Below are 26,177 nucleotides of genomic sequence, written 5' to 3' on the forward strand. Positions count from 1 at the left end.
AACGGGGCGGTGCGATGCACCGCCCCGTTGGTCTATCATCGTCGGAGGCCGTACGGCCACGAGGAGCCGATATCGAGGGAGGACCATGGCCGGGTACCGGTACAAGCGCGTGCTGCTCAAGCTCTCTGGCGAGGCGCTCATGGGGGATGCGGGTTACGGCATCGACCCTCGCATACTCGATTTCCTCTCGGCGCAGATCAAGCAGGTCGTCGCGGGCGGCGTGGAGGTCGCTATCGTGGTCGGAGGCGGGAACATCTTCCGGGGCGTCGCGGCCTCGGCCAAGGGGATGGACCGCGCACAGGCCGACTACATCGGCATGCTCGCCACAGTCATGAACGCGCTCGCTCTTCAGGACACGCTCGAGTCGCATGGTGTCTTCACCCGCGTCATGTCGGCCATCGAGATGAAGGACGTCGCCGAGCCCTACATCCGCAGGAGGGCGATACGGCACCTCGAGAAGGGCCGCACCGTCATCTTCGCGGCCGGCACCGGCAACCCGTACTTCACCACCGACACGACGGCCGCCCTGAGGGCCCTCGAGATCCATGCCGAGTGCATCATGAAAGCGACCAAGGTCGACGGTGTGTACGACGCCGACCCGATGCAGGTGCCCGATGCCAGGAAGTTCGATGAGCTGGCCTACATCGATGTGCTCAACCTCGGCCTCAAGGTGATGGACAACACCGCGATCAGTCTCGCGATGGACAACGACCTGCCCATCATCGTCTTCAACATGGAGAAGGAGGGCAACATCACCGCAGCCCTCCTGGGAGAGTCAGTGGGAACGATCGTACGAGGAGGTTCCTGATGCCCGAACACACCCTGAAAGAGACCATCGAGCGTATGGACAAGGCGGTCGCGGCCCTGGGCAACGAGTTCGCCGGCGTGCGCACCGGGCGCGCGTCCGCGGGCATCCTCGACAAGGTGGTCGTGGAATACTACGGCGCACTCACGCCGCTCAACCAGCTCGCATCGATCAGCGCCCCGGAGCCACAGCTTCTCGTCGTGAGCCCCTACGACAAGTCCGCCCTCGGCGCGATGGAGAAGGCGATCCGCTCGGCGGACCTCGGCTTCAACCCGTCCAACGACGGCATCGTCATCCGGGTCCCGTTCCCACCGCTCACCGAGGAGCGCCGCAAGGACCTCGTCAAGCTGTGCAAGGGGTATGCCGAGGAGTCGCGGGTCGCGGTGCGCAACATCCGCCGCGACGCGAACGACCACTACAAGCGTCAGGAACGCGAGCACGAGATCTCGCAGGACGAGCTGCACCACTTCGAGGCCGAGATCCAGAAGGCCACGGACGCGCACATCGCCGAGATCGATGAGATGCTCAAGCGCAAAGAAGCGGAGATCATGGAGGTCTGAGTGACCGGGACTCCCACGAGGGCATCGCTGGAAGCGTTCTTCACGACCAAGACGGACCGCGCGCTGCTCGATCGGTTCGATCCCCGGCAGGCGCCCGCCCATGTCGCCGTCATCATGGACGGCAACGGACGGTGGGCCGCCAAGCGGGCGTTGCCCCGGCTGTTCGGTCACCGCGCCGGCGCCAAGGCCGTCCGCGAATCCATCGCCGCCTGTCTTGAGCTTGGCGTCCGCTACCTCACCATCTACTCGTTCTCAAGCGAGAATTGGCGCAGGTCCGCCGACGAAGTCGACGGCCTCATGTCGCTCTTCATCGAGGTTCTCGAAGCCGAGATGGAGAACCTGATGGACAAGCGTGTCCGCGTGCTGCTCATCGGCAGCGAGGCCGGGGTCCCTGAGGCCACGCTCACGGCTTTCCGACGGGCCGAGGAGAAGACGGCCGGCAACGACAGGCTCACGCTCGTGGTAGCGCTCAACTACGGCGGACGCCTGGAGATCACCGAGGCGGTACGCCTGATCGCCCGCGACGTGGCCGCAGGCGAACAGGATCCGGACGCCATCACGGAGGAAACGCTGGCGGCGCACCTGTACACGCACGCCATCCCAGATCCGGACCTCGTCATTCGGACGAGCGGTGAGATGCGTGTATCCAACTTCCTTCTGTGGCAGATCGCGTACTCGGAACTCTGGGTGACCTCGACCCTCTGGCCCGACTTCAAGCGAGGGGACATGCTCAAGGCGCTCGTGGACTACCAGGGCAGGACCCGCCGCTTCGGGGGCCGCTCATGACCGTCAGCCTTCGTGACCTGTGGATCCGCACCGGTAGCGCTCTCGCTCTCGGCGTGGTCATGCTGGCCGCGCTCTTCTTCGGCGGGGTGTGGGGTCTTGCCGCGGTGGTCGCCGTCATCGCCGCGCTTGCGTGCATCGAGCTCTTCGCGATGTCGCGACGCGAGCGCCGCATGCCCAACGAGGTCGTCGCCCTCACGGCGGTAGTGGCGATGCCGTTCGCTGCCGCCTGGCATGGATCAACGGGGCTCACAGCCGTGGTTGCCGCGCTCGTGATCAGTGCGTTCTTCTGGCATGTCCTGATACGCCAGATACGTCTGGCCGACACGAGCATCACAGTCTTCGGCGCCGTATACGTCGGCTTCACCTTGTCCCACCTCATCCTCATCAGGGAGATGGAGGCCGGAACGCTCCTCGCGCTCACCACCATCGTCAGCGTCTGGGCGAACGATGTGTTCGCCTATCTCGCCGGCTCCGCCTTCGGGCGGCACCCGCTCGCTCCGCGCATATCTCCCAAGAAGTCATGGGAGGGTCTCGTAGCCGGAACGCTCGGCACGATCGTGACCTGGGTCGCGGCCGGAGCGCTGCTCGATCTCCCTGTAGCCCCTGTATGGCTTGCCGTCGTCGGCGCGCTCGCCTCCGTTGCCGCGGTCATCGGCGACCTCGCCGAGTCCCGGATCAAGCGCGAGGTCCGGGTGAAGGATTCGGGCACGCTCCTTCCGGGCCATGGCGGCTTCCTGGACAGGTTCGACAGCTTCATCATGGTCGCCATCGTCACCTACTACGCGTTGTTCGTGGCGGGTGTGAGATGAGGCGTCTTCGTGTCGCCATCCTCGGCTCGACGGGCTCGATCGGGAGACAGGCGCTCGACGTCGCACGGCGGCATCCCGACAGGATAGAGGTCGTCGCCCTCGCCGCACACTCGAGCGTCTCACTGCTTCTCGAACAGGCCGAGGAGTTCGGCGTGAAGAGACTTGCGCTGGGTGACGAGAACGCCGCATCCTCCTCATCTGCTGCATCCGGCATCCGGATACACGGCGGACCGTCCGCGATAGAGGAGTCCGCGGCCGCGGACGACGTGGACATCGTGCTCAACGCGCTCGTCGGGGCGGCCGGACTGCGGGCGTCCATCGCAGCTCTGCGCGCCGGCAGCCGTCTCGCGCTTGCGAACAAGGAGTCGCTCGTCGCCGGAGGGGACATCATCGCCCGCCTGGGCGTCGATCGGATCCTTCCGGTCGACAGCGAACACTCGGCCATCTATCAGTGTCTGTCGGGCGAGCCCGCGGAGTCGGTGCACAAGTTGTGGCTGACCGCCTCGGGAGGCCCCTTCCGCGGACGTATGGCTGCCGACCTCGCCAGGGTCACGGTCGCGGAGGCCCTGGCGCATCCCCGCTGGACCATGGGGCCGAAGATCACGATCGACTCGGCCACGCTGATGAACAAGGGGCTCGAGGTCATCGAGGCCCACCACCTCTTCGGTGTCGCCTACGACAGGATCGAGGTGGTGGTCCACCCGCAGTCGTGTGTGCACTCGATGGTCGAGTTCAGCGACGGCTCGGTCAAGGCGCACCTCGGCGCCACCGACATGCGTATCCCGATCCAGTACGCGTTCAGTCATCCCGATCGTTGGGACGCGCCCGCACCGCCGGTCGACTTCCGCACCCTAGGCTCGCTGGACTTCGAGCCACCAGATGTCGACACCTTCCCGAGCCTGCGCCTGGCGATCGAGGCGGGTCGTGCCGGTGGCACCATGCCCACTGTGCTCAACGCGGCCAACGAGATCGCCGTCGCTGCGTTCCTCGAAGGTCGCGTGCCGCTCACCGCGATCCCCGCAACGGTCGAATCGACGCTCGAACGGCATCACAGAGCGCCCGCCGACACGCTGGAGGCTGTGGAGCATGCGGATGCCTGGGCCCGACGGACCGCTGCTGGACTGCTCGTCTGAGATATGGCGCGCCCCTTGCAGCAACGGGAGCGCACCGAACCGATAGGAGTCTCACCATGACCGCAGCGCTCGGCGCTCTTGAGAACGTCCTCTGGGGCGTGATCACCTTCTCGATCCTCGTAGTCATGCACGAGGGCGGGCACTTCCTTGCCGCACGCGCCTTCGGCGTGAAGGTGCATGAGTTCATGCTCGGCCTGCCCGGCCCGGCGATTCGATACCGCACCGACGCCATGGACTGGGGGATCACGGCCATCCCGCTCGGAGGCTACGTGCGGATCGCCGGGATGGAACCCGGCGCAGAAGACCCGTTGGTGGGGGAGACCCTGGTCGCAGTGCGCGACAACGGCACCTCGGAGCCGCACGCGCTCGCCCGCGAGCTCGGCGTGGACGAGGAGCGCGCGCAGGCGCTTCTGCTCACCGTCGAGGACTGGAAAGCCGTCTCGCGCGACGACGCGGGCAGGCTGTCGCTGACGGTGGATGGGGATGTCACCGCCATGAGCGCCGCCGAGCTTGCCGACGCGGCCCGTGCCGTCACGTACCGCGGACAGACCACGCCGCGTCGCATCGCGATCCTCTCGGCCGGCGTCCTCACCAACCTGGTCGCCGCCATCCTCACCTTCACCGTCTTCCTCACCATATGGGGCTACTACGACGTCACCACGCGTGTGGACACGGTCGAGACCGGTACGCCGGCCGCAGCCGCGGGCATCCGCGACGGAGACACGCTCGTCGCTCTGGATGGCGAACCCATCGAACAGTGGACCGAGTTCCAGGCGTTGATGGGCATGACCGAGCCCGGGGACAGCGTGGTGCTCACGATGGACAGGAACGGCGCCGAGATGGACTTCCGGCTTGAGCTCGCCGACCGGGAAGGTCACGGCTATGCCGGTATCGGACCCACGCCGGTCAAGGTCGAGCCCAACGTGTTCCAGAGCCTGGGCAAGAGCGTCGAACTCACCGTGATGACGTTCAAGACCGTGCTCGGACTCTTCGACCCGTCGCGGTTCAGCGCCACGGTCGCGCAGTTCACGAGCGTCGTCGGCGTCTCAGTACGCGCAGCCGAAGCCGCGAAGGCCGGTCCGATCGATTATGCGTACCTGATCGCGGCGCTCTCGTTGTCGCTCGGCATCGTCAACATCCTGCCCCTGCCGCCGCTCGACGGCGGCAAGATCGTCCTGGAGATCGTCGAGCGTGTTGTGGGACGACCCATCGGTCGCAACGTGTCGCTCGCCCTGAGCGCAGTCGGCGCGCTGCTGCTGTTCTCACTCATCGGCTACCTGACGTATCTTGATATCACGCGGCTCGGGGGGTAGCGGATGAAGCGGCGACAGTCCACACAGGTGAACGTAGGCACGGTTCCGCTCGGCGGAGACGCCAACGTGAGCGTGCAGTCGATGACGAACACGGACACCGCCGACGCCGTGACCACACTGGCTCAGATCCGTGCGCTCGAGGCCGAGGGATGCGAGATCGTCCGGGTGGCGATACCCCGGGCCGACGCCCTCGAGGGTTTCGAGCGCATATGCGCCGAGAGTCCGTTGCCTGTGGTCGCCGACATCCACTTCGACCACCGTCTCGCCATCGAAGCCACGCACCGCGGAGCGGCGAAGCTGCGGATCAACCCCGGGAACATCGGCGACATGGCGCGTGTGGACGCCGTGATCGATACGGCGGGCGCGGCGGGCATCCCGATACGCATCGGTGTGAACGCCGGCAGCCTGGCACGGGAGTACCAGGATCTCGACATGCCTCTTGCCGAGAAGCTCGCCGCAAGCGCGGTCTCCTTCTGCGAGCACTTCGAGTCCCGCGGCTTCAGCGACATCGTCGTCTCCGCCAAGGCGTCCTCGGTGCTCACAACCATCGACACGTACCGGCTGCTCGCCGCACAGGTCCCATACCCGCTGCATATCGGTGTGACCGAGGCGGGCACAGCGTTCTCCGGCACCATCAAGTCGGCCGTGGGTCTCGGCGTGCTCCTCGAAGAGGGGATCGGCGACACGCTGCGCGTGTCCCTCACCGCGCCCCCTGAAGAGGAGGTACGCGTGGCATGGGAGATCCTCGCCGCGCTCGATATCAGAAGGCGTGGCCCGGAGCTCGTGTCATGCCCCACCTGCGGGCGATGCCAGGTCGATCTCGTCCCGATCGCCTCCGAGGTCGACCGCCGTCTCCGCGCACTGGATGTGCCGATCAAGGTCGCCGTCATGGGGTGCGTGGTCAACGGCCCGGGAGAAGCTCGTGACGCCGATGTGGGTGTTGCGGCCGGCAAGGGTGTCGGACTCGTGTTCAGACACGGGGAGCCCGTCCGTAAGGTCCCAGAAGCCGAGATCGTCGATGCGCTCTTCGAGGAGATCGACTCGCTCGGCTGAGTGGTTACGCGTGGTCGCCGTCCCGCCGCTGCGGTATCCTCCTGATACGTTCCGGGATGTCGTAGCCGTGAGGTGGGCGATATGAGCAGCCAGAAGGTACGCGTTGCGATCGTTGGCGGTGGCCGCACAGGCACACCATTGCTCGAGGCGCTTTCCCGGCTGCCGTACATCGAAGTGGTGGGGGTCGCCGACGCCGATCCCGACAGTCACGGCGCCCGCTTCGCTCAGGAGCACGACATCTTCTACACCGAGTACGCCAGCGTCCTCGGTGCCAAGTCAGGCGAGATCGACCTGATCATAGAGGTCAGCGGGGACCGGGCCGTGAAGCCCGAGCTCAAGGAGGCCTTCCGGGCCCAGGGCAACACCGATACGATCATCGTCCACGATCTCGTCGCCAGGCTCATCATGACGCTCGCTTCTGGCGAGGACGAGCTCGTCCCGAGTTTCCACCCCGACGACCGCGGGATCGGCTGACGGGTCGACAGCTCTTGCTCCACCGCTCAGGACACGGATGTTCGACCATGTATGGACGAGGAGAACAATGACCGTCGCACTCAGGATGTCCCAACTCTATGCGCCCACCCTCAAAGAGGATCCCGTCGAGGCCGAGGTCGCATCGCATCGGCTCATGTTGCGCGCCGGGCTGATGAGACGAGCCGCCGCGGGCATCTACACCTTCCTCCCGCTCGGCTGGCGCTCCGTCCACAAGGTCCAGCGGATCGTCCGCGAGGAGATGGATGCGATCGGCAGCCAGGAGATGCTCATGCCGATCGTCCAACCCGCCGAGCTATGGCAGCAGTCAGGCCGTTGGGACGTATACGGGCCCGAGTTGGCGCGCCTCACCGACCGGCAGGGAAGAGAGTTCTGCCTCGGCCCCACGCATGAGGAGATCATCACCGCCACCGTCCGTGGCGAGTTGCGGTCGTACCGGCAGCTTCCGGTGTCCCTGTACCAGATCAACATGAAGTTCCGCGATGAGATCCGCCCGCGCTTCGGACTGCTCAGGGGACGCGAGTTCATCATGAAGGACGCGTACTCCTTCCACGCCACCCAGGAGTCCCTCAAGGAGCACTACGACGCCATGGCGCACGCTTACGGTCGTATCTGCGATCGGCTGGGGCTCGACTGGCGCCCGGTGGAGGCCGACTCCGGTCAGATCGGCGGCAAGGTGACCACCGAGTTCATGGCGCTCGCCGAGAGCGGGGAGGCGGGGCTCGTCTACTGTGAGTGCGGATGGGCCGCGAACGTCGAGGCTGCGTCAGCGGTTGTCCCGTACGAGGCGGCCGCGACATCCGCGCAACCGCTCGAGCGCGTCGCCACACCCGGCGTCCAGACCATCGCCGACCTCGCGGACTTCCTGGGCGTATCGGGCGCTCATACCGTCAAGACCATGGCGGCCACCACCGAGAACGGCAGGCTCGTGTTCCTGTGTGTGCCCGGTCACCGCGAGCTCAACGAACTCAAGGCCGCGGGCGTGGCCCCCGGTCTCGAGCTCCTTGACGATGACGGTTTCGCGCGCTTCGGCATCCACCGGGGCTTCCTCGGCCCCGTCGGCGCGCCTGAGGGCACGCTCGTCGTCGCTGACCGCACGCTGAAGGCGGAGCTCGCATGGACGGTGGGCGCCAACGAGCCCGACGTGCACCTCACCGGAGCGATGCCCGGCCGCGACTTCGCTGTCGACGCATGGGCCGATCTCGTCGTGGCCGAGGCCGGCGACGGTTGCCCCGTGTGCGGTGAGACGCTCCGGGCGGCACGCGGCATCGAGGTGTCGCAGGTCTTCCAGCTCGGCACCAAGTACTCGGAGTCGATGCACGCAACCTACACCGCGGAAGACGGCTCGGAGCAACCCTTCATCATGGGCTGCTACGGCGTGGGCATCACGCGATCGCTCGCAGCGGTCATCGAGCAGCACCATGACGAGCACGGCATCGTCTGGCCCGTCTCCGTGGCCCCTGCCGAGGTCGCGATCCTGCCGCTCCAGACCGGCGACGACCTCGTCGGCCCGGCCGCTGAGCGGATCTTCGCCGAGCTCGCCGATGCGGGCGTGGAGGTCGTCATCGACGACCGCGACGAGCGTGCAGGCGTCAAGTTCGCCGATGCCGATCTGATCGGCTGGCCGATGCAGGTGGTTGTAGGCAAGCGCGGTGTGGCCGAGGGTGTCGTGGAGCTCAAGACGCGGGCCACCGGTGAGCGGGTCACACTGCCGCTGGACCAGGCCGTATCGACCGTTGCCAGACTGGTAGCAGAAGCCCGCAGCGCCCTCGCGTAGAGCTCGCGACAACGCCGCGTGACACAGGCGCCGCGCGCCGGTCACGGGATGCCTTTTCCAGCGCCCGTGACCGTTTGCCGCATGTGCGTGCTGTGCTACAATCCCGACGAACGACAAACGTCCCGTGTGAGAAGTGGGCTTACCCCCGCTTCTTTTGTTCTGGAAGGAAGGAGGTCGAGTGCCCATGGTGCTTGCTGACGGACTCATAGCGGCGCTCGAGCCTCGCGCGCGGGAGCACGGTCTCGAACTGGTGACCGTTGAAGTCATCGGCGGCGGTAAACACCGTACGGTGCGGGTCTTCCTCGACAGAGAAGGCGGCATCGATATCGACGCCATCGCCGACGCCAACCCCTGGATATCCGAGGCCCTCGACGCCATGCCGCAGCTCTCCGGAGCGTTCACCCTCGAGGTGTCGTCTCCGGGGATCGAGCGCCCGCTGCGCACACGGGAGCACTTCGAGCGCTTCACGGGCGAGAAGGTGTCGGTCCAGACGCATCGTCCTATCGACGGACGTTCGCGGTTCACAGGCACGCTCGTCGGATTCGACGGCGATGAGGTCGTCATCCAGGCCGACGACAGGGAACTCCGCGTCCCGTTCGATGGGATCGAACGGGCACGTTTGAAAGCCGACTTCGGTACGGCGACCGAAAGGGACGGGAAGAACAGATGAGCTCCGAGCTGATGGACGCATTGCGTGAACTCGCACGCGAGAAGAACATCGACGAGACGGTCATGCTCGAGCGTCTTGAGGAACAACTCGCCGTCACCTACAAGCGGATCCTCGACTCGGACAATGACTGCTCGGTGACGATCGACCGCGAGAGCGGGCGTATCCACGTCTACGAACTCGTCCCTGTGGGCGGTACCGAGGAAGAGCCCGTGTTCGAAGCGCGTGACGTCACGCCTTCGGATATCTCCCGCTATGCCGCCACTGCGGCGAAGCAGGTGATCACGCAGTCGATCCGCGAGGCCGAACGCGAGCAGATCTTCGAGGAGTACGCCGACCGGATCGGTGACAGCATCACAGGTACGGTCCAGCAGTCCGACTCCCGGTACACGCTCGTCAAGATCCGCGAAGGGGTCGAGGCGCTGTTGCCGCATGCGGAGCAGCCCCCCAACGAGCGCTACGAGCACAACCAGCGTCTGAAGGCGCTCATCATCGATGTCCGGAAGACCTCCAACGAGCCGTCGATCGTCGTCTCGCGTACGCACCCCAATCTGCTGAAGCGGCTCTTCGAGCTCGAGGTCCCGGAGATCTACGACGGCATCGTCGAGATCAAGAGCGTCGCACGCGAGCCAGGCATGCGTTCCAAGATCGCCGTGTCATCGCGCGAGCCCGGCCTCGACCCGGTAGGCGCTTGCGTCGGCCCCAAGGGGAGTCGCGTGCGCATGGTCGTCGCCGAGTTGCGCGGCGAGCGCATCGACGTGGTCCCGTGGTCTGAGGATCCGGCCACCTTCGTCGGCAACGCACTCTCACCGGCCAAGGTTGCCCGTGTGGTCGTCTCCGACGACACCCACACGGCCACTGTGATCGTCCCCGACGACCAACTCTCGCTCGCCATCGGCAAGGAAGGGCAGAACGCCCGGCTGGCCGCCAAGCTCACCGGCTGGCGGATCGACATCAAGAGTCTCGGCCAGGCCGTCTCGACCGGGCTTGCAGAGGCGGTCACCGGCGGCGACCTCGACGGCGATGAGGGCGACGGCCGCTGCATCGCGGTGACGAGCACCGGCATCCGGTGCCGTAACCAGGCACGGCCTGGCAGCCGGTACTGTGGCGTGCATGAGAAGGAGGCCGCGGACGAGTCGTGAGTCACCGCGCAACCCCACAACGGACGTGCGTCGCGTGTCGGCGCGTGGACGACAAGCGTGCCTTCGTGCGCCTGGTGCGCGACGGTGATGGTGAAGTACACGTGGATCCCACGGGCAAGGCGCCGGGACGCGGTGCGTCCGTGTGCCCTATGATCGCCTGTTTCGAGTCCGCGGTATCCGGTAGGAGGCTCACATCCGCGCTCCGGGTGAGTCTCGTCGAAGAGGACGTGGAGCGCCTAAGACATGAATTCGAGGACGTGCTCCAGGACCGTGGGGCCTCCGCTTCGAGAACTGGACGGTGACGCTGATGCCTGCGATGCGTGTGCACGAACTCGCCAAGGAGTTCGGGATGACCTCTAAGGAGTTGCTCGAACACCTCGAGCGGCTCAAGATACCGGCGCGCAACCATGCGTCCACTCTCGTCGAGGCCTACGTCGACAAGATCCGGAAGGACCTCGCCGACGTCATCGAAGAGAAGCAGAAGGAGATGGAGGCCAAGGAGGCCGCCAGAGCCGCTGCCGAAGAGAAGAAGGCCGCACGAGAGAAGGCGCAGCGCGAAGCCGAAGCCGCGGCCAAGGCGGCCGCGGAGGCCGCCGCACGCGCCGAGGCGGAGGCAGCGCGCAAAGCGGCTGAAGACGCCAAGGCCAAAGCCGAGGCTGAGGAAGCCGCCCGGGAGGCCGAGGAGCGCGCCCGGCGTGAAGCCGAGGAGGCCGCACGTCTGGAGGCGGCGAAGAAGGCCGAGGCTGAGCGGGCCGCACTCGCCGCGGAGGCCGCCAAGGCCGAAGCGGCCGAAGCGGACCGTTACCGCCAGATGGCGAAGGACGCGGAGGCCGCCCAGCCCCCCGCCGCGCCGGCCACCAATCTCATCGCCGACGCTGCCAAGATGGTGCAGAGCCACCAGGACCGGAAGAGCAAGAAGAAGAAGTCCAAGAAGCCGTCGGGCAGGCGGGAAGCTCCCGTGCACCCTCACATCACCGGTGACGAGAAGCCACAGGTCGAGACGACGGTCGTGACCATACCGATCAACTCGACGGTGGCGCAGTTCGCCGAAGCGCTCGAGGTGCCGGCGGGTGAGGTCGTCAAGCGTCTGCTGATGCTCGGCGACCCGCACACGGTGAACCAGCCGATGAGCCCTGACGCCATGGATATCCTCGCCGAGGACCTCGGCGTGGAGGTCCAGGTCGTGACACCCGAAGAGGAACCCGGGTTCACATTCGTGGACGACCCCGACGACCTCCGTCCGCGTCCTCCTGTGGTCACCGTCATGGGTCACGTCGACCACGGAAAGACGTCTCTGCTGGACGCTATCCGCGAGACCGGTGTCGCGGATACCGAGGCGGGCGGCATCACCCAGCACATCGGTGCGTCGATCGTGGAGAAGAACGGGCGTCAGATCACCTTCATCGACACCCCGGGCCATGAGGCGTTCACCGCGATGCGTGCCCGTGGCGCGAACATCACCGACATCGTCATCCTCGTGGTGGCGGCCGACGACGGCGTCATGCCGCAGACGGTCGAGGCGATCCATCACGCCAAGGCTGCCGGCGTCCCCATCATCGTTGCGGTCAACAAGATCGATAAGGATGGCGCCAACCCCGAACAGGTCAAGCAGATGCTCACCGAGCACGAGATCGTGCCGGAGGAGTGGGGCGGCACCAACATCTTCGTCAATGTCTCAGCGAAGAAGCGTGTCGCCATCGACGACCTGCTCGAAATGGTCCTCCTCCAGGCTGACATGCTCGAGCTGCAGGCCAATCCCGGCGCACACGCTTCGGGCGTGGTGATCGAGGCCAAGCTCGACAAAGGCCGCGGCCCTGTCGCCACGGTCCTGGTACAGCGCGGTACGCTGCGCGTAGGAGACGCTCTCGTGGCCGGGACCAGCCATGGACGTGTCCGGGCGCTCGTCAACCCGCTGGGCGAGACCGTCGCCCAGGCGGTCCCGGCGGATCCGGTGGAGGTGCTCGGACTCTCGAGCGTGCCGTCCGCCGGTGACGAGTTCCGCGTCTTTGCAGACGAGCGTGACGCGCGAGACCTCGCCGAGGACCGGGCTCTGCGCCAGCGTCTGCTCGAGCACGAGCAGAAGTCACGGGTGACGCTCGATGACCTTTTCGCGCGCATCCAGGAAGGCGAGATCAGGGACCTGAACCTCGTGGTGAAGGCCGATGTGCAGGGGTCCATCGAGGCGCTGCGAGACGCCCTCGACAAGATGGACCAGAGCGAGGTCCACATCAACATCATCCACTCCGGCGTGGGTGGCATCACCGAGACCGACGTGATGCTCGCCGCCGCCTCCGATGCCATCATCATCGGTTTCAACGTACGGCCCCTCCCGGTCGCGCGCGCCCTTGCGGACAAGGAGAAGGTGGACATGCGGCTGTACCGCGTGATCTACCAGGCCATCGAAGAGATCAATGCCGCGCGCGTGGGCATGCTCGCGCCCACGATCGAGGAGCGCGACACCGCCCACATCGAAGTGCGCGACCTCTTCAAGGTGCCCAAGGCGGGCGTGATCGCGGGGTGCTTCGTCCAGGAAGGCGAGATCTCCCGCGACGACCAGGTGCGCATCGTGCGCGACGGAACCGTCATCCACGACGGCAGGATCCACTCGCTCAGGCGCTTCAAGGACGACGTGAAGTCGGTGAAGCAGGGATACGAGTGCGGCATCGGCATCGAGAACTTCCAGGACCTCAAGGTCGGCGACGTCATCGAGTCCTACCGCACCGTCGAGGTCGCACGCGAGGAGTAGGCTGATGAAGAGCACTCCGCGCACACGCAGACTCGGCGAGAGCGTCCGTGAGGCCCTCGCCGAGGTCCTTCGAGACGACGTCGCAGACCCGCGGCTCGACTTCGCCACGATCACGTCCGTGGAGGTGTCGGCCGACCTGAACCTCGCCAACGTGTATGTCACCACGCACGGTGGCGATGAGGAGTACGAAGCGCTGCTCGAGGGTCTCCGCTCGGCGGATAAGCGCATCCGCGCCGGTCTGGCCCGGCGGGTCCAGATGCGGGTGATCCCCGAACTGCGCTACCTTCTCGACACGACGCTCGACCAGAGCATGCGGATCACCGAGGCGCTCAAGAACGTGCCTCCCACCATGCGCCAGGATGAGGACGGCTCGTGACGCTGCCGGACGCATTCTCCCAGGCCGCCCGGGCTCTCCGTGAGGCGGACAGCGTGCTCATCGGTGCGCACGTCGACCCAGACGGCGACGCCGTGGGGTCGGCCCTCGGCCTGATGTTCGTACTTGAGAGCGCGGGTATCGACTCTGCACCCGTACTGCCCACCAACGACCCGCTGCCATCGACGTACGCGTTCCTTCCGGGGGCGGACCGGTTCATCCTGGCCCAGGACGCGGCGGCGCCGGACGTCTTCGTTGCGCTCGACAGCCCCGATCCACGGCGCCTCGTGCTGGCCGAGCCGCTTGCAAGGGCCGCCCGTACCCTGATCATGATCGACCACCATCCCGATGCGACCCCCGGTGATGCCATAGCCGTTCTCGACCCCGAGGCCGCAGCCACCGGATGCCTCGTATGGGAGCTCGCACGTCACCTCGGCGTGGAGCCCGACTCGCGCACCGCCACCTGTCTGTACGCGGCGCTGCTCACCGACACCGGTCGCTTCAGCTACTCCAACACCTCCGCGAAGACGTTCCGGGTGGCTGCCGAGATGGTGGCTGCCGGCGCCGTCCCCAACGACATCTACTCGGCCATCTACGAGAACCGGTCCGCTGGAGCACAGGCCTTGCTGTCGCGCGCCCTCGGCCGTATCACCTTCGCCAACGGCGGTCGCGTCGCGTACTCCTGGGTCCGCGACGCGGACTTCGTGGAGACCGGAGCACGTCCCGCCGAGGGTGAGAACCTTATCGATCACGTGCGGGCGCTCGGCGGCGTCGAAGCGGTCTTCCTGGTGAAGGTCAACGGCGATGGCAAGTCACGCGTGAGTCTCCGCGCGAAAGACTCCGCCGACGTCGGCTCGGCAGCGCGTGAGCTCGGCGGGGGAGGGCACCGCGCTGCGGCGGGAGTGACGCTTCCCGGTGGGCTCGACGATGCGCTCGCGGCGGTGCTTCCGCTTCTTCCCGGAGGTCGCGACTGATGGCACGCCGGGGGGCGACCGGTCTCTCTGGGGTGCTGGTCATCGACAAACCGGCGGGCTGCACCAGCCACGATGTCGTTGCCCGGCTCAGGAAGGCGACAGGGGAGAAGCGTATCGGCCACGCGGGGACCCTCGATCCGATGGCCACCGGAGTCCTCATCGTGCTCGTCGGCTCCGCAACACGTTTGGCGCGCTACCTATCGGTCGATCGCAAGTCATATCTGGCGCATATCGAGTTCGGCACCGCCACGGACACCCTCGATGCGGATGGCGACGTGGTGTCATCCAGCCCGGTCCCGCCATCGGTGCTCGATGCTCTCGAGGCCGAGCGGATCCTTGCCACCTTCCTCGGTCCTCAGACACAGATACCCCCCGCCTTCTCCGCGATCAAGCGGCAGGGGGTGCCGGCGTACCGGCTTGCCCGTGACGGGGCGGACGTCACTATGGAGCCGCGTGAGATAGAGGTGTACGAAGCGGCGCTGTCGGCCATCGATCCTTCCGGGCTCACGTGGCAGGTGCGGTTCTCCGTCTCCAAGGGGACCTACATCCGCTCTCTCGCACGCGACATCGGGGCCGTCGCAGGTACGGATGCGCACCTGTCGGCGCTTCGGAGGACGCATGCGGGCACCCTCGGCCTTGAGCACGCCGTCACGTTGGAGGATGCCTGCGCCGCCGCGTCGGACGGGCGGCTGCCGTCGCTGTTCGTCGACCCGCTCCCGGCGCTCGGCTTCCCGCACACCACCGGCGACCCCGCATCCGTCCGCACGGGGCGTGCGCTGCCCGCGCCTGCAGGTCTCGCGCCCGGCACCGGTGACCGCGTCTCGATCGTCGTCGATGGCCGCCTCGGCGCGGTCTACCGCCTCAGCGGCTCCTCGCTAGTACCGGAGACCGTGTTCGTTCCGGAGGTCGCACGATGACAGAGGTCGTGTGGCACCGGACCGAACACGGACACGTCGGTGAGACCGCAGTGGCGCTCGGCGTCTTCGATGGTGTGCACATCGGCCACCAGACACTCATTCGCGATGCCGTGGAGGCCGCCCATGACGAGGGTCTGTCGTGCTGTGTCGTCACCTTCGACCGGGACCCCGACCAGGTCGTGACGCCGCGCCGTGCGGCGCCTCAGCTGACAACGCTAGAAGACAAGCTCGCCCTCATAGCCGAGCTCGGTCCGGACGTCGTCCTCGTCGTACCGTTCGACTCGACCCTCGCGGCGGTGTCACCCGAATCGTTCATCGACGACGTGCTCATGCGGATGCTGACTCCACGCATCGTGATCGTAGGAGAGGACTTCCGTTTCGGCGCACGGGCCGCCGGAGACGTCTCCACGCTCAGGGCCTGCGGTGTGAGGGACGGCTTCGAGGTCATCGCTCACGAACTGGTGATGCGCGATGGCGCCCCGGTGACGTCCACACGCATACGCGGGCTCGTGGCCGCCGGCGATGTCGCGTCCGCCGCCGCTCTGCTGGGACGGCCTCACCGTCTCTCCGGTGTGGTCGTCGGGGGACGCTCAAGGGGTCGACGCCTGGGCGCTCCGACGGCAAACCTCTCCTTCGATGACCGGATGGCGCTGCCGGGTCCCGGCGTCTATGCCGCACGGGTGCGCCACGGCACGGACGCCTACCGCGCCGCGGTCTCGATCGGACTGCCGCCGACGTTCACGGATGCCACCTCGCGGTTCGAGGCCCACCTCCTGGACTTCGACGGCGACCTGTACGGCGCCGCGCTCGTGGTCGAGTTCATCGAGCGGATCGGGGAGCACCGGCGCTATGCGAGCGAGGACCAGCTTGCGCTCGCGATCAGCGACTTCGTCGCGCAGGTACGTCGCCACGTCGGACTCTGACGTCTGACGTCCCGCACGTTGGCGCCGCCCGGCACCGTGTGTGCTATACTACGACGGTTACACTGATGACCCGGTCCCTGGACTTGCGATTCACCACCGCATCTCTCGGCGCCGGGCGACTCCCCAGGAAAGGTGAAAGAGAATATGGCACTCGAGAAGGACGTCAAGTCCGCTATCGTCGCCGAGCACGCCCGCACCGAGGGCGACACCGGCTCCGCAGAGGTTCAGATCGCGCTCCTTTCGCAGCGCATCCGCGATCTCACCGAGCACCTCCGCACTCACAAGCACGACCATCACTGCCGTCGGGGGCTGCTGAAGCTCGTCGGCCAGCGCAGGCGTCTGCTCAACTACCTCAAGAAGAACGACATCGAGAGATACCGCGCCATCGTCGCGAAGCTTGGGCTCCGCAACTAGAACAGGTACCACGTGAAGGCGGGGAACACCCCGCCTTCACTGACGTAGGGGCACGAGGCCCCGCCAACGAGAGGTCCGCGCCAAGGGGGCGCCGGACCGGAGAAGAGGAAGAGGATGGGAAAGGTAACTGAGAAGTTCGAACTGTACGGACAGGAGTACACGCTCGAGACCGGGGAGCTTGCCAAGCAGGCCGGCGGAGCGGTGCTCGTACGCCAGGGCGATAGCGTCGTCCTTGTCACCGGAACGGCAAGCAGGGAGCCGAAGGATCTTGACTTCTTTCCGCTGACAGTCGATTTCGAAGAACGCATGTACGCCGCCGGGCGTCTGCCGGGCGGCTTCATCAAGCGTGAGAGCCGGCCGAGCGAGAAGGCCATCCTCACCGCCCGCATGATCGACCGTCCGATCCGCTCGGCGTTCGCCGACGGATTCCGCAACGACGTCCAGGTCATCGTCACCGCGCTCTCGGCGGACCAGGAGCATCAGATCGACGTCATCTCCATCATGGGGGCCTCGGCTGCCCTCATGGCCGCCGGTATCCCGTTCGAGGGGCCTCTGGCTGGCGTACGGATCTCCCGCGATGAATCCGGTGAGTTCCTCGTGAACCCCACGTTCGATGATGCCGAGGCATCAGACCTGGACCTCGTGGTCGCCGGCAGCCGTGACGCGATCTACATGGTGGAAGCGGGCGCAAACGAAGTCTCCGAGGAGGATATGCTGGCAGCCCTCACGTTCGCCCAGGAGGCGATCGGCGAGTTCTGCGCAGTGCAGGAACGGTTCCTCGCGAAGCTCGACATCACGCCGATGGACGTCAAGATCGACGAACCGCCGGCCGACCTGCGCGACCGGATCTTCTCGGAAGGCGCCGAGAAGATGAAAGCCGCACTCCACAACCCTGACAAGCACGCGCGCATGGACGCCGTCGCCGCCGTCAAGGAGGAGCTGAAGGGCCTGTTCGACGAGGCTGAGCTGAGCGCGAACACCAAGCACATCAAGGGGCTTCTGAAGGCCCTCGAGAAGAAGACCATGCGTGAGATGGTCCTCGAAGAGGGCGAGCGGGCTGACGGACGCAGCGTGACCGAGATCCGGCCGATCACGTGCGCGGTCGACTACCTGCCTACCGCCCATGGAACCGGGCTCTTCACCCGTGGTCAGACGCAGGTCCTCTCGGTCCTCACGCTCGGCATGCTGAACGAGTGGCAGCGCCTGGACACCATCGACGTGGCCGAGGGCAAGCGCTACATCCACCACTACAACTTCCCGCCGTTCTGCACCGGCGAGACCGGGTTCATGCGCGGCCCGAAGCGTCGCGACATCGGACACGGGGCGCTCGCGGAACGTGCGCTGCTCCCCATGGTCCCGGCAGAGGAAGACTTCCCCTACACGATCCGCATCGTGTCCGAGGTGCTCGAGAGCAACGGCTCGAGCTCCATGGCGTCCGTCTGCGGTTCCACGCTGGCTCTCATGGACGCCGGTGTGCCGATCAAGGCGCCGGTCTCCGGCATCGCGATGGGTCTCATCAAGGAAGGCGACCGCTACGCCGTTCTCTCCGACATCCAGGGGCTTGAGGACTTCCTCGGCGACATGGACTTCAAAGTGGCCGGCACCGAGGCGGGCATCACCGCGCTCCAGATGGACAACAAGGCCAAGGGCCTCTCGGTGGAGATCCTCTCCGAGGCGCTCACGCAGGCCAAGGACGGCCGCGCCCACATCCTCGGCAAGATGCTCGACACCCTCGACGCACCGCGCGAGGAGCTCAAGGATTACGCGCCGCGGATCATCACCATCAAGATCCCGACCGACAAGATCCGTGACGTCATCGGCCCCGGCGGCAAGGTCATCAAGGGCCTTGTGGAGGAGACCGGAGCCGACATCGACGTGAATGATGACGGCACGATCTACGTCGCCGCCCGCGACGCGCGTGCGATCGAAGCGGTCGACCGGATCAAGGCGATCGTCCGTGACGTCGAGCCCGGCGAGAAGTACACCGGCCGCGTCGTCTCGATCCAGCCGTTCGGCGCGTTCATCGAGCTGATCCCCGGCAAGGACGGCCTCCTGCACATCTCCAAGATGGCCAAGGGCCGTATCGCGCAGGTCGAGTCGGTGCTGAACATCGGTGACGAGGTAGAGGTCATCGTCCAGGAGATCGACGACCGCGGGAAGGTCTCGCTCGACCTGATCGAGAAGTTCGACGTGCCGGAGGGCGCCGAGGCGCCCGCTCCACGTCGTGACGACCGCGGCGATCGTGGTGGCCACGGCGGCGACCGCAAGCCGCGCCGTCGGCACTAGTACTGCAGCGACACGTCCGACGGCCCGGGAGCGCTCACGCGCCTCGGGCCGTTGCCGCTCACGACCACAGGAGCCGCACATGACCTTCTACGACAAGACCGTCCTCGACAATGGGATCACGGTGATCACCGAACCCATGGATACGGTGCGCTCCGTCGCGCTCGGCATCTGGTGCGCAGTGGGCAGCCGTGACGAGACGCCGCAGGAAGCCGGGATGTCCCACTTCATGGAGCACATGATGTTCAAAGGCACCCCCACCCGCACAGCGGCGCAGATCTCCGAATCGTTCGACCGCCTGGGCGCCGAGCTCAACGCGTTCACGAGCAAGGAGTACACCTGCTACTACGCTCGGCTCACCGACCAGCACGCGCCCCAGGCCGTCGACATCCTCTCGGACATGATCGTCAACGCGTCGCTGGCCGAGGACGCATGCCGCTCCGAACGTGAGGTCGTGCTGGAGGAGATATCCCGCTACGAGGACCAGCCGGACGACCAGGTGCACGAACTCTTCTCGCAGACCCTCATGCCCTCTCATCCGCTCGGACTGCCGGTCATCGGCACGAGGGAGACGGTCAGCGGCTTCGGTCACGACGACGCGGCCGCCTTCCATGCGGGCCACTACACCACCGGCAACATCGTGGTCGCCGCCGCCGGCGCCATCGACCATGCGGCGCTCGTGCGGATGGTCTCGGACCACATCACCCTCCCCGCGGCCACACGCTCCGAGCGGGTCCACGCGACCCCGGTGACGGAGCCGAGCCTGAAGGTCCTCACCAAGGACACCGAGCAGGCGCACATCATGTGGGGCGTCGCCGGTCTGCCCTCGCGTCACGAGGACCGCTTCATCCTCGCCGTCCTCGACGGGATCCTCGGAGGCGGCATGGCCTCCCGTCTGTTCCAGGAAGTGCGGGAGAAGCGCGGTCTCACGTACGCGATCTACTCGTATCACAGCCATTTCCAGGACACCGGGGACTTCGCCGTATACGCTGGCACCCGTCCCGACAACGCGGTCCAGGTGATCGAACTGATCAAGGCCGAGACTGAGAAGCTGGTGAAGGGCGAGGCAACCGCCGACGAACTCGACCGCGTTCGCGAGTCGATCAAGGGGCAGATGATCCTGGGTCTGGAAAGCACGCGCAACCGCATGACGCGCCTGGGCAAGTCGGAGGTGACCCAGGGGGAGCTGCTCTCGCTGGACGAGATCATCACACGCCTGGATGCGGTCACACTCGACGACGTCCAGCGTCTCGCGCAGACGCTCTTCAACGGTGACAACGCACTCGCCATCATCGCCCCGTTCGGCGAAGATGCTGTCGCACACCTCGTGTAAGGGGAGGAGAGCCACGTGATCACGGTCCTGGTAAGCGGCGCCGCAGGCCGCATGGGGAGCGAGGTCGTCCGCGCCGTCTCGGCGGAGGACGATCTTCGCCTCGTGGCGGCTGTGGATCCCGCGCACGCGGGCGAGCAGGTGCAGGATTCCCCCGGTCTCGCGTACGCCGGTGACCTGGCCGAGACGCTCGAGGCCACCCGGCCCGACGTGATGGTGGACTTCACCCACCCGTCGGTGGTCGCGGGCAACATCGAGACGGCGCTAGCTCGCGGCGTCCACTGCGTGGTGGGCACCACAGGTCTCCCTGTGCAGACGCTCGAAGACCTCGCCGCGCGCGCGAGAGACGACGCCTGCCTCTTCGTCGCACCCAACTTCGCCATCGGAGCGGTCCTGATGATGCGCTTCGCCGCCGAAGCGGCACGGTTCATGCCTCACGTCGAGATCGTGGAGCTGCATCATGACCGCAAGGCCGACGCTCCCAGCGGCACCGCGCTCAGAACGGCCGGGCTCATCGCAGCGGCACGCGACCATGTGCCTGAAAGCCCGGGTCGCGAGACGGAGATCGCCGACGGCGCTCGTGGCGCGCTCGTCGATGACGTCACCATCCACTCGGTGCGTCTTCCGGGGCTCGTAGCTCACCAGGAGGTCCTCTTCGGTGGCCAGGGCCAGACGCTGTCCCTGCGCCACGACTCCATCGACCGCACCAGCTTCATGCCCGGCGTCATCCTCGCCGTACGGAAGGTCACCGGCAGGAACGGGCTCATCGTCGGCCTCGAACGGCTCATGGAGGAGTGACCCCGTGACCGCGTCCGATATCATCGTCATGAAGTTCGGTGGGACGTCCGTGGCGCGTCCCGAGGGACGCTCAGCGATCGCGGCCCGGGTGACCGAGGCGCTCGAGCGTGACGCATCGCCCGTGGTCGTCGTCTCGGCCATGGGACGTGCTGGCGCCCCGTATGCCACGGACACGCTTCTTGGTCTGATCGGGTCGCTGCCGTCGGACCCGCGTGAACGGGATCTGCTCGCATCGACAGGCGAGGTGGTCTCCGCGGTCATCGTCGCACACGAACTCCGTCACGCGGGCATCGATGCCCTCGCGATGACCGGCGCCGAGGCCGGTATCGGCACCGACGGCACGTTCGAGAACGCCACGATCACCGAGATCCATCCCGCGGCGGTCATCGCCGCCATCGATGCGCGCCAGGTGCCGGTCATCGCCGGTTTCCAGGGCGTGGGACCCGACGGCCGCGTCACCACCCTCGGCCGCGGCGGAAGCGACACCACCGCGTGCGCGCTCGGCGTGGCACTCGGCGCCGACGCGGTCGAGATCTACACCGACGTCGATGGTGTCATGACCGCGGATCCCAGGTCGTGCGGCGCCGCCATGGTTCTCGAACGCCTCAGCGCTGACGAGTTGTTCCAGATGGCGCGACACGGATCACGCGTCGTGCACACGCCCGCGGCCGAGCTCGCGCTTTCCAGCGGCCTGTCGGTACGGGTGCGCAACACGTACAGCGATCACCCGGGGACCGTAGTCGCCGACATCGCTTCGTATCGGCCCTCGTCGGTGGCGACCGCCGTGTCGCACTCAGTGGGGATCGCCCGCATCCGTGTCACCATCCCCGGAGAGGACGACGGTGCCGCCCACATGGATGCGCTCACCCGGGTGTTCCGTGCGATGGCGGATGCCGGTGTATCGCTCGATATGTTCACCCCGTCCACCACCACGCTGCTGTTCACCGTGCGAGAGCAGGACGTGCCCCGTGCATGTTCCGTGCTGGAGGCGTGCGGATTGACCTACGAACTGCGACAGGGACTTGCGAAGGTCACCCTGATCGGCGCAGGCATGCACGGAGTACCGGGTGTCATGGCGCGCGTGGCGGAGTCGCTCGCGGAGGCGGGCGTCAACCTCCTCCAGACAGCGGACAGTCACACCACCATATCCGTGCTGGTCCCGGCCGACGAGGCGGTCATCGCGGTGTCCGCGCTGCACGATGCGTTCGACCTCTCTAGCTGAGCGAAGGTGACGCTTGGCTGCCAACGACCGCGCTGGTAGGCGGGGTGTGGCACAATACTTCGGATAGACACGTACGCAACCGGGCGTCCGGACAACGCCTTGATGCTGAGGGGGCTACCCACGATGACCGAGCCTCGATTCGGACGGCTTCTCACAGCCATGGTCACGCCGTTCGACCACGACGGCGAGCTTGACCTTCCGCGGGCCCAGGAGCTGGCACGCCGGCTGATCGACCAGGGGACCCAAGCACTGGTCGTCTGCGGTACCACCGGCGAGTCGCCCACCGTCTTCTACGACGACAAGCTGCGCCTGTTCGAGGCCGTCCTCGAGGCCGTCGACGGATCGGCTCCCGTCATAGCGAATGCCGGAGACAACTGCACCGACGACTCCGTCGCGTTCGCCCGAAAGGTCGTGGAGCTCGGCGTCGACGGCGTCATGGCGGTCGTCCCGTACTACAACAAGCCCCCGCAAGAGGGCTTGTACCGACACTTCGGCTCGATCGCGAGCGCTGTGGATGTCCCGGTGATCCTCTACAACATCCCCGGACGTTCGGTGGTGAACCTGGAGGCGTCCACCACGCTCCGTCTCGCGGCGGACTTCGACAACATCGTCGCGGTCAAGGAGGCGTCATCCAACCTCACGCAAATCGCCGCGATCATCGACGGGGCGCCGCTCGGTTTCGAGGTTCTCTCCGGCAACGACGAAGACACCCTCCCGATGATGGGTCTCGGCGCCACGGGCGTGATCTCGGTAGCCTCGCATGTGGCCGGACCTCAGCTCGCCGAGATGCTCTCAGCGCAGGCCTCCGGCGACCACACCCGGGCGCTCAAGATCCATCTCGAACTGATGCCGCTGTTCAAGGGACTGTTCATGACCGCCAATCCGATCATGGTCAAGAAGGCGCTCGAACTCGCAGGGTTCCCGGTGGGCGGGTGCCGCCTGCCGCTGATCCCCGCGAGCGATGACCAGACACTCGAGCTCGCGACCATCATGCGCCGACTTCACCTGCTCAACGACTGAGACGCCGCCGTCAAGGGGGCGTTGCACGACGCACCACCATTCTGCCGCCAGACCGAGAAGGAGCACACAGAGCAGTCCATGACATCGAAAATGAACCGCCTTAGGGTCATCCCTCTGGGAGGTCTTGACGGTATCGGGAAGAACATGACCGTTCTCGAGCTTGGGAACGACATGATCGTGATCGACGCCGGCCTGATGTTCCCCGACGACGACCACCCCGGAATCGACCTGATCCTGCCCGACTACAGCTACATCGTGCAGCGCAAGGACAAGCTGCGGGGCATCATCATCACCCACGGTCACGAGGACCACACCGGAGCGTTGCCCTACCTCCTGAAGGACCTCGGGGCGCCGGTACCGGTGCTCGGCACCAAGCTCACGCTCGGCATCATCGCGGGTAAGCTCGAAGAGCATAGAATCAAGAAGCCGAAGCTCCGTGAGATCAAGCCCGGCGGACACGTCAATCTCGGCATGTTCGGCCTGGACTTCTTCGCGGTGAACCACTCGATCCCCGACGGTGTCGCGGTGTACGTCCGCACTCCTGCGGGAACGGTGCTGCATACCGGCGACTTCAAGCTCGACCAGACGCCGATCGACGGCCGATTCACCGATTTCGCCGGATTCGCCAGAGCAGCCAAGCAGGGCGTGACCCTGCTGCTCAGTGACTCCACAGGCGCCGAGAACCCCGGCCACACACCGTCGGAGGCCGTGGTGGGCTCGTCGCTCAGATCGATCTTCGCCTCGGCGCAACAGCGCATCATCGTGGCGTCGTTCGCCTCACATGTCCATCGCGTCCAGCAGATCTGCGATGCTGCGGTGGCATGCGGCCGCAAGGTGGTGGTCACGGGAAGGTCCATGGTGAACATCACACGGATCGCGCGCGATCTCGGCTATCTCCATATCGCCGATGATGACATCGTCGATGCTTACGCGATGGGCAACCTGCCCGCTGACCAGGTCGTGGTGTTGTGCACCGGCAGTCAGGGAGAGCCCCTCTCAGCGCTTGCCCGGATCGCCAACGGCGACCATCGCACCGTCAAACTCGAAGAGGGCGACACGGTCGTCATATCCGCAAGCCCGGTCCCGGGCAACGAGAAGGCGGTCAGCCGCGTGATGAACCGCCTCTACCATGCGGGCGCGAACGTGGTCCACAAGGGGATGGCCAGGGTCCACGTGTCCGGCCACGCATCTGCCGAGGAACTGAAGCTCATGCTGAACCTCGTGAAGCCGGAGTACATGATGCCGGTTCACGGTGAGATCAGGCATCTGCACGCCCACCGCGAGCTCGCCAAGTCCGTGGGCATCCCGGAGGAGAACGTGTTCCTGCTCGACAACGGCGACTGCCTCGAGATGGATGAATCCGGGGTACGCCGCGGCAAACCGGTCGAGTCGGGCGTGGTCTACGTCGACGGCCTGACCGTAGGCGACCTGGGCCAGGTGGTGCTGCGGGACCGCCAGCTGCTCTCCAGCGACGGCCTGGCGATGATCGTCGTCGCCATCGACACACGCAAGGGGACCGTCGTCGGTGACCCCGAGGTCATCACACGCGGGCTCGTGCTCGGCTCTGACACGGAGGCGGCGCTCAAGGGTATACGCACGCGGGTGGACAAGGTGCTCAAGCGGACCGCCGCAGAAGGCGTGACCGATCCCGCGGTCATCCGCAAGGCGCTCCATGACGCCGTGTCCCAGTACGTCTGGGAGACGGCCAAACGTCGTCCTATGATCATCCCCACCGTGATGGAGGTATAGGTGACCGTTCTCCAAGCGATCGTCCTCGCCATCACCCAGGGCGCCACCGAGTTCCTGCCGATCTCGAGCTCGGGGCACCTCATCCTGGTCCCGTCGCTCTTCGGCTGGGATCGGTTCGGGTTGGGATTCGACGTGGTGCTGCATGCCGCGACGCTTGCCGCGACGGTCGCGTACTTCCGTCGTGACGTCTGGCGTCTGATCCTCGGTGTCTTCTCCAAGACCGAGGAGCGCGCCCGTGACAAGCGTCTCGCGTGGCTCATCATCGCCGCCACCATCCCGAGCGCGCTTATCGCGCTCGCTCTGGAACCGATGGTGGATGGCGTCGAGACGCTGCCTGCGTCCTCTCAGGTCACCATCACCGGTGCGTTCCTCGTGGTCACAGCGATCCTGCTCACACTGGCCGAGGTCTTCGCGCGACGCTCCTCTCACGCCGTGGAGGCCGCTGAGGACATCCCCATGAAGCAGGCGCTCGCCATCGGGGTCGCTCAGGCGTTCGCCGTGGCGCCTGGGCTGTCACGCTCGGGCACCACTATCGCCGCCGGCGTGGGCCTGGGCATCAAGCGCGAGGAAGCGGCACGCTTCTCGTTCCTGCTCTCCATCCCTATCATCTTCGCCGCCACCGCCAAGAAGGTCCTGCTCGACGTGATCGTCGGCGGTGAGGCGCTGCCGGCCGCAGGTCCCCTTGCGATAGGCCTTCTGACCACCGCAATCGTCGGGTACGGCGCAATCGCGCTCCTGCTACCCTATGTGAGGAAGCACTCGCTTGCGGCGTTCGCCGTGTACACGGCCATCGTCGGTACCGCCATACTCGTCTCGAGCGTCCTGTTCTGACATCCACGAGGAGAAGGCCGATGCCGAGCGGCACCAGCAAGAAGTCGAAGACCAGCGGTA

General features: G+C 66.3%; 25 protein-coding genes. All 25 read left to right on the forward strand.

All coding sequences use genetic code 11. From position 1 onward, the window contains the following. Nucleotides 1-85 precede the first annotated feature (85 nt). Nucleotides 86-808: a UMP kinase gene (pyrH, locus tag MSB02_RS01640; protein ID WP_267193473.1), complete on the forward strand. Its 723-nt coding sequence runs from the start codon at nt 86-88 to the stop codon at nt 806-808. Next, nucleotides 808-1,365 carry a ribosome recycling factor gene (frr, locus tag MSB02_RS01645; RefSeq protein ID WP_267193474.1) on the forward strand — a complete coding sequence of 186 codons (558 nt, stop codon included), beginning with the start codon at nt 808-810 and terminating at the stop codon, nt 1,363-1,365. The genes pyrH and frr overlap by 1 nt, the downstream gene beginning before the upstream one ends. Beyond that, a complete protein-coding gene (locus MSB02_RS01650) occupies nt 1,366-2,151 on the forward strand; it encodes an isoprenyl transferase (RefSeq protein ID WP_267193475.1) in 786 nt (261 codons plus the stop codon). Beyond that, complete coding sequence (locus MSB02_RS01655; protein ID WP_267193476.1) at nt 2,148-2,960, forward strand: phosphatidate cytidylyltransferase; 813 nt, start codon at nt 2,148-2,150, stop codon at nt 2,958-2,960. Before MSB02_RS01650 ends, MSB02_RS01655 begins: the two co-directional genes overlap by 4 nt. Beyond that, the gene (dxr, locus tag MSB02_RS01660; RefSeq protein ID WP_267193477.1) at nt 2,957-4,093 is read left to right on the forward strand and encodes a 1-deoxy-D-xylulose-5-phosphate reductoisomerase; all 1,137 of its coding nucleotides are present in this window, start codon (nt 2,957-2,959) and stop codon (nt 4,091-4,093) included. Before MSB02_RS01655 ends, dxr begins: the two co-directional genes overlap by 4 nt. Nucleotides 4,094-4,149: 56 nt before the next feature. Then, the gene (locus MSB02_RS01665; RefSeq protein ID WP_267193478.1) at nt 4,150-5,406 is read left to right on the forward strand and encodes a M50 family metallopeptidase; all 1,257 of its coding nucleotides are present in this window, start codon (nt 4,150-4,152) and stop codon (nt 5,404-5,406) included. Nucleotides 5,407-5,409: 3 nt separating this feature from the next. Next, nucleotides 5,410-6,459 carry a flavodoxin-dependent (E)-4-hydroxy-3-methylbut-2-enyl-diphosphate synthase gene (gene ispG, locus MSB02_RS01670; protein ID WP_267193479.1) on the forward strand — a complete coding sequence of 350 codons (1,050 nt, stop codon included), beginning with the start codon at nt 5,410-5,412 and terminating at the stop codon, nt 6,457-6,459. A gap of 81 nt (nt 6,460-6,540) precedes the next feature. Then, complete coding sequence (locus MSB02_RS01675) at nt 6,541-6,933, forward strand: Gfo/Idh/MocA family oxidoreductase (RefSeq protein WP_267193480.1); 393 nt, start codon at nt 6,541-6,543, stop codon at nt 6,931-6,933. A gap of 67 nt (nt 6,934-7,000) precedes the next feature. Then, nucleotides 7,001-8,728 carry a proline--tRNA ligase gene (locus MSB02_RS01680; RefSeq protein WP_267193481.1) on the forward strand — a complete coding sequence of 576 codons (1,728 nt, stop codon included), beginning with the start codon at nt 7,001-7,003 and terminating at the stop codon, nt 8,726-8,728. Between the two features lie 184 nt (nt 8,729-8,912). Continuing rightward, on the forward strand, nt 8,913-9,398 hold the full coding sequence (locus MSB02_RS01685; protein WP_267194100.1) for a ribosome maturation factor RimP: 486 nt from the start codon (nt 8,913-8,915) through the stop codon (nt 9,396-9,398). Continuing rightward, complete coding sequence (gene nusA, locus MSB02_RS01690) at nt 9,395-10,537, forward strand: transcription termination factor NusA (protein WP_267193482.1); 1,143 nt, start codon at nt 9,395-9,397, stop codon at nt 10,535-10,537. The genes MSB02_RS01685 and nusA overlap by 4 nt, the downstream gene beginning before the upstream one ends. Beyond that, nucleotides 10,534-10,839, forward strand: a complete 306-nt coding sequence (locus MSB02_RS10565; protein WP_267193483.1) for a YlxR family protein — start codon at nt 10,534-10,536, stop codon at nt 10,837-10,839. Before nusA ends, MSB02_RS10565 begins: the two co-directional genes overlap by 4 nt. Before the next feature lie 5 nt (nt 10,840-10,844). Continuing rightward, on the forward strand, nt 10,845-13,283 hold the full coding sequence (gene infB, locus MSB02_RS01700; RefSeq protein ID WP_267193484.1) for a translation initiation factor IF-2: 2,439 nt from the start codon (nt 10,845-10,847) through the stop codon (nt 13,281-13,283). A gap of 4 nt (nt 13,284-13,287) precedes the next feature. Next, on the forward strand, nt 13,288-13,659 hold the full coding sequence (rbfA, locus tag MSB02_RS01705) for a 30S ribosome-binding factor RbfA (protein WP_267193485.1): 372 nt from the start codon (nt 13,288-13,290) through the stop codon (nt 13,657-13,659). After that, nucleotides 13,656-14,630, forward strand: a complete 975-nt coding sequence (locus MSB02_RS01710) for a DHH family phosphoesterase (protein WP_267193486.1) — start codon at nt 13,656-13,658, stop codon at nt 14,628-14,630. The genes rbfA and MSB02_RS01710 overlap by 4 nt, the downstream gene beginning before the upstream one ends. Continuing rightward, nucleotides 14,630-15,547, forward strand: coding sequence for a tRNA pseudouridine(55) synthase TruB (gene truB / locus MSB02_RS01715; protein ID WP_267193487.1), 918 nt, complete (start codon nt 14,630-14,632; stop codon nt 15,545-15,547). Before MSB02_RS01710 ends, truB begins: the two co-directional genes overlap by 1 nt. Then, the gene (locus MSB02_RS01720) at nt 15,544-16,470 is read left to right on the forward strand and encodes a bifunctional riboflavin kinase/FAD synthetase (RefSeq protein WP_267193488.1); all 927 of its coding nucleotides are present in this window, start codon (nt 15,544-15,546) and stop codon (nt 16,468-16,470) included. The genes truB and MSB02_RS01720 overlap by 4 nt, the downstream gene beginning before the upstream one ends. Before the next feature lie 144 nt (nt 16,471-16,614). Further along, complete coding sequence (gene rpsO, locus MSB02_RS01725; protein WP_267193489.1) at nt 16,615-16,884, forward strand: 30S ribosomal protein S15; 270 nt, start codon at nt 16,615-16,617, stop codon at nt 16,882-16,884. 114 nt (nt 16,885-16,998) lie between these two features. Then, complete coding sequence (locus MSB02_RS01730) at nt 16,999-19,170, forward strand: polyribonucleotide nucleotidyltransferase (protein WP_267193490.1); 2,172 nt, start codon at nt 16,999-17,001, stop codon at nt 19,168-19,170. A gap of 79 nt (nt 19,171-19,249) precedes the next feature. Beyond that, a complete protein-coding gene (locus tag MSB02_RS01735) occupies nt 19,250-20,500 on the forward strand; it encodes a M16 family metallopeptidase (protein WP_267193491.1) in 1,251 nt (416 codons plus the stop codon). Between the two features lie 15 nt (nt 20,501-20,515). Then, nucleotides 20,516-21,295, forward strand: a complete 780-nt coding sequence (gene dapB / locus MSB02_RS01740; protein ID WP_267193492.1) for a 4-hydroxy-tetrahydrodipicolinate reductase — start codon at nt 20,516-20,518, stop codon at nt 21,293-21,295. Between the two features lie 4 nt (nt 21,296-21,299). Further along, nucleotides 21,300-22,517, forward strand: coding sequence for an aspartate kinase (locus tag MSB02_RS01745; RefSeq protein WP_267193493.1), 1,218 nt, complete (start codon nt 21,300-21,302; stop codon nt 22,515-22,517). Nucleotides 22,518-22,640: 123 nt separating this feature from the next. Beyond that, complete coding sequence (dapA, locus tag MSB02_RS01750; RefSeq protein ID WP_267193494.1) at nt 22,641-23,537, forward strand: 4-hydroxy-tetrahydrodipicolinate synthase; 897 nt, start codon at nt 22,641-22,643, stop codon at nt 23,535-23,537. Nucleotides 23,538-23,627: 90 nt separating this feature from the next. After that, nucleotides 23,628-25,286 carry a ribonuclease J gene (locus MSB02_RS01755; protein WP_267194101.1) on the forward strand — a complete coding sequence of 553 codons (1,659 nt, stop codon included), beginning with the start codon at nt 23,628-23,630 and terminating at the stop codon, nt 25,284-25,286. Continuing rightward, nucleotides 25,287-26,117, forward strand: a complete 831-nt coding sequence (locus MSB02_RS01760; RefSeq protein WP_267193495.1) for an undecaprenyl-diphosphate phosphatase — start codon at nt 25,287-25,289, stop codon at nt 26,115-26,117. The last annotated feature ends 60 nt before the right edge of the window (nt 26,118-26,177 follow it).

The organism is Anaerosoma tenue (genome assembly GCF_023161965.1).
GTDB classification, from domain to species: domain Bacteria; phylum Actinomycetota; class Coriobacteriia; order Anaerosomatales; family Anaerosomataceae; genus Anaerosoma; species Anaerosoma tenue.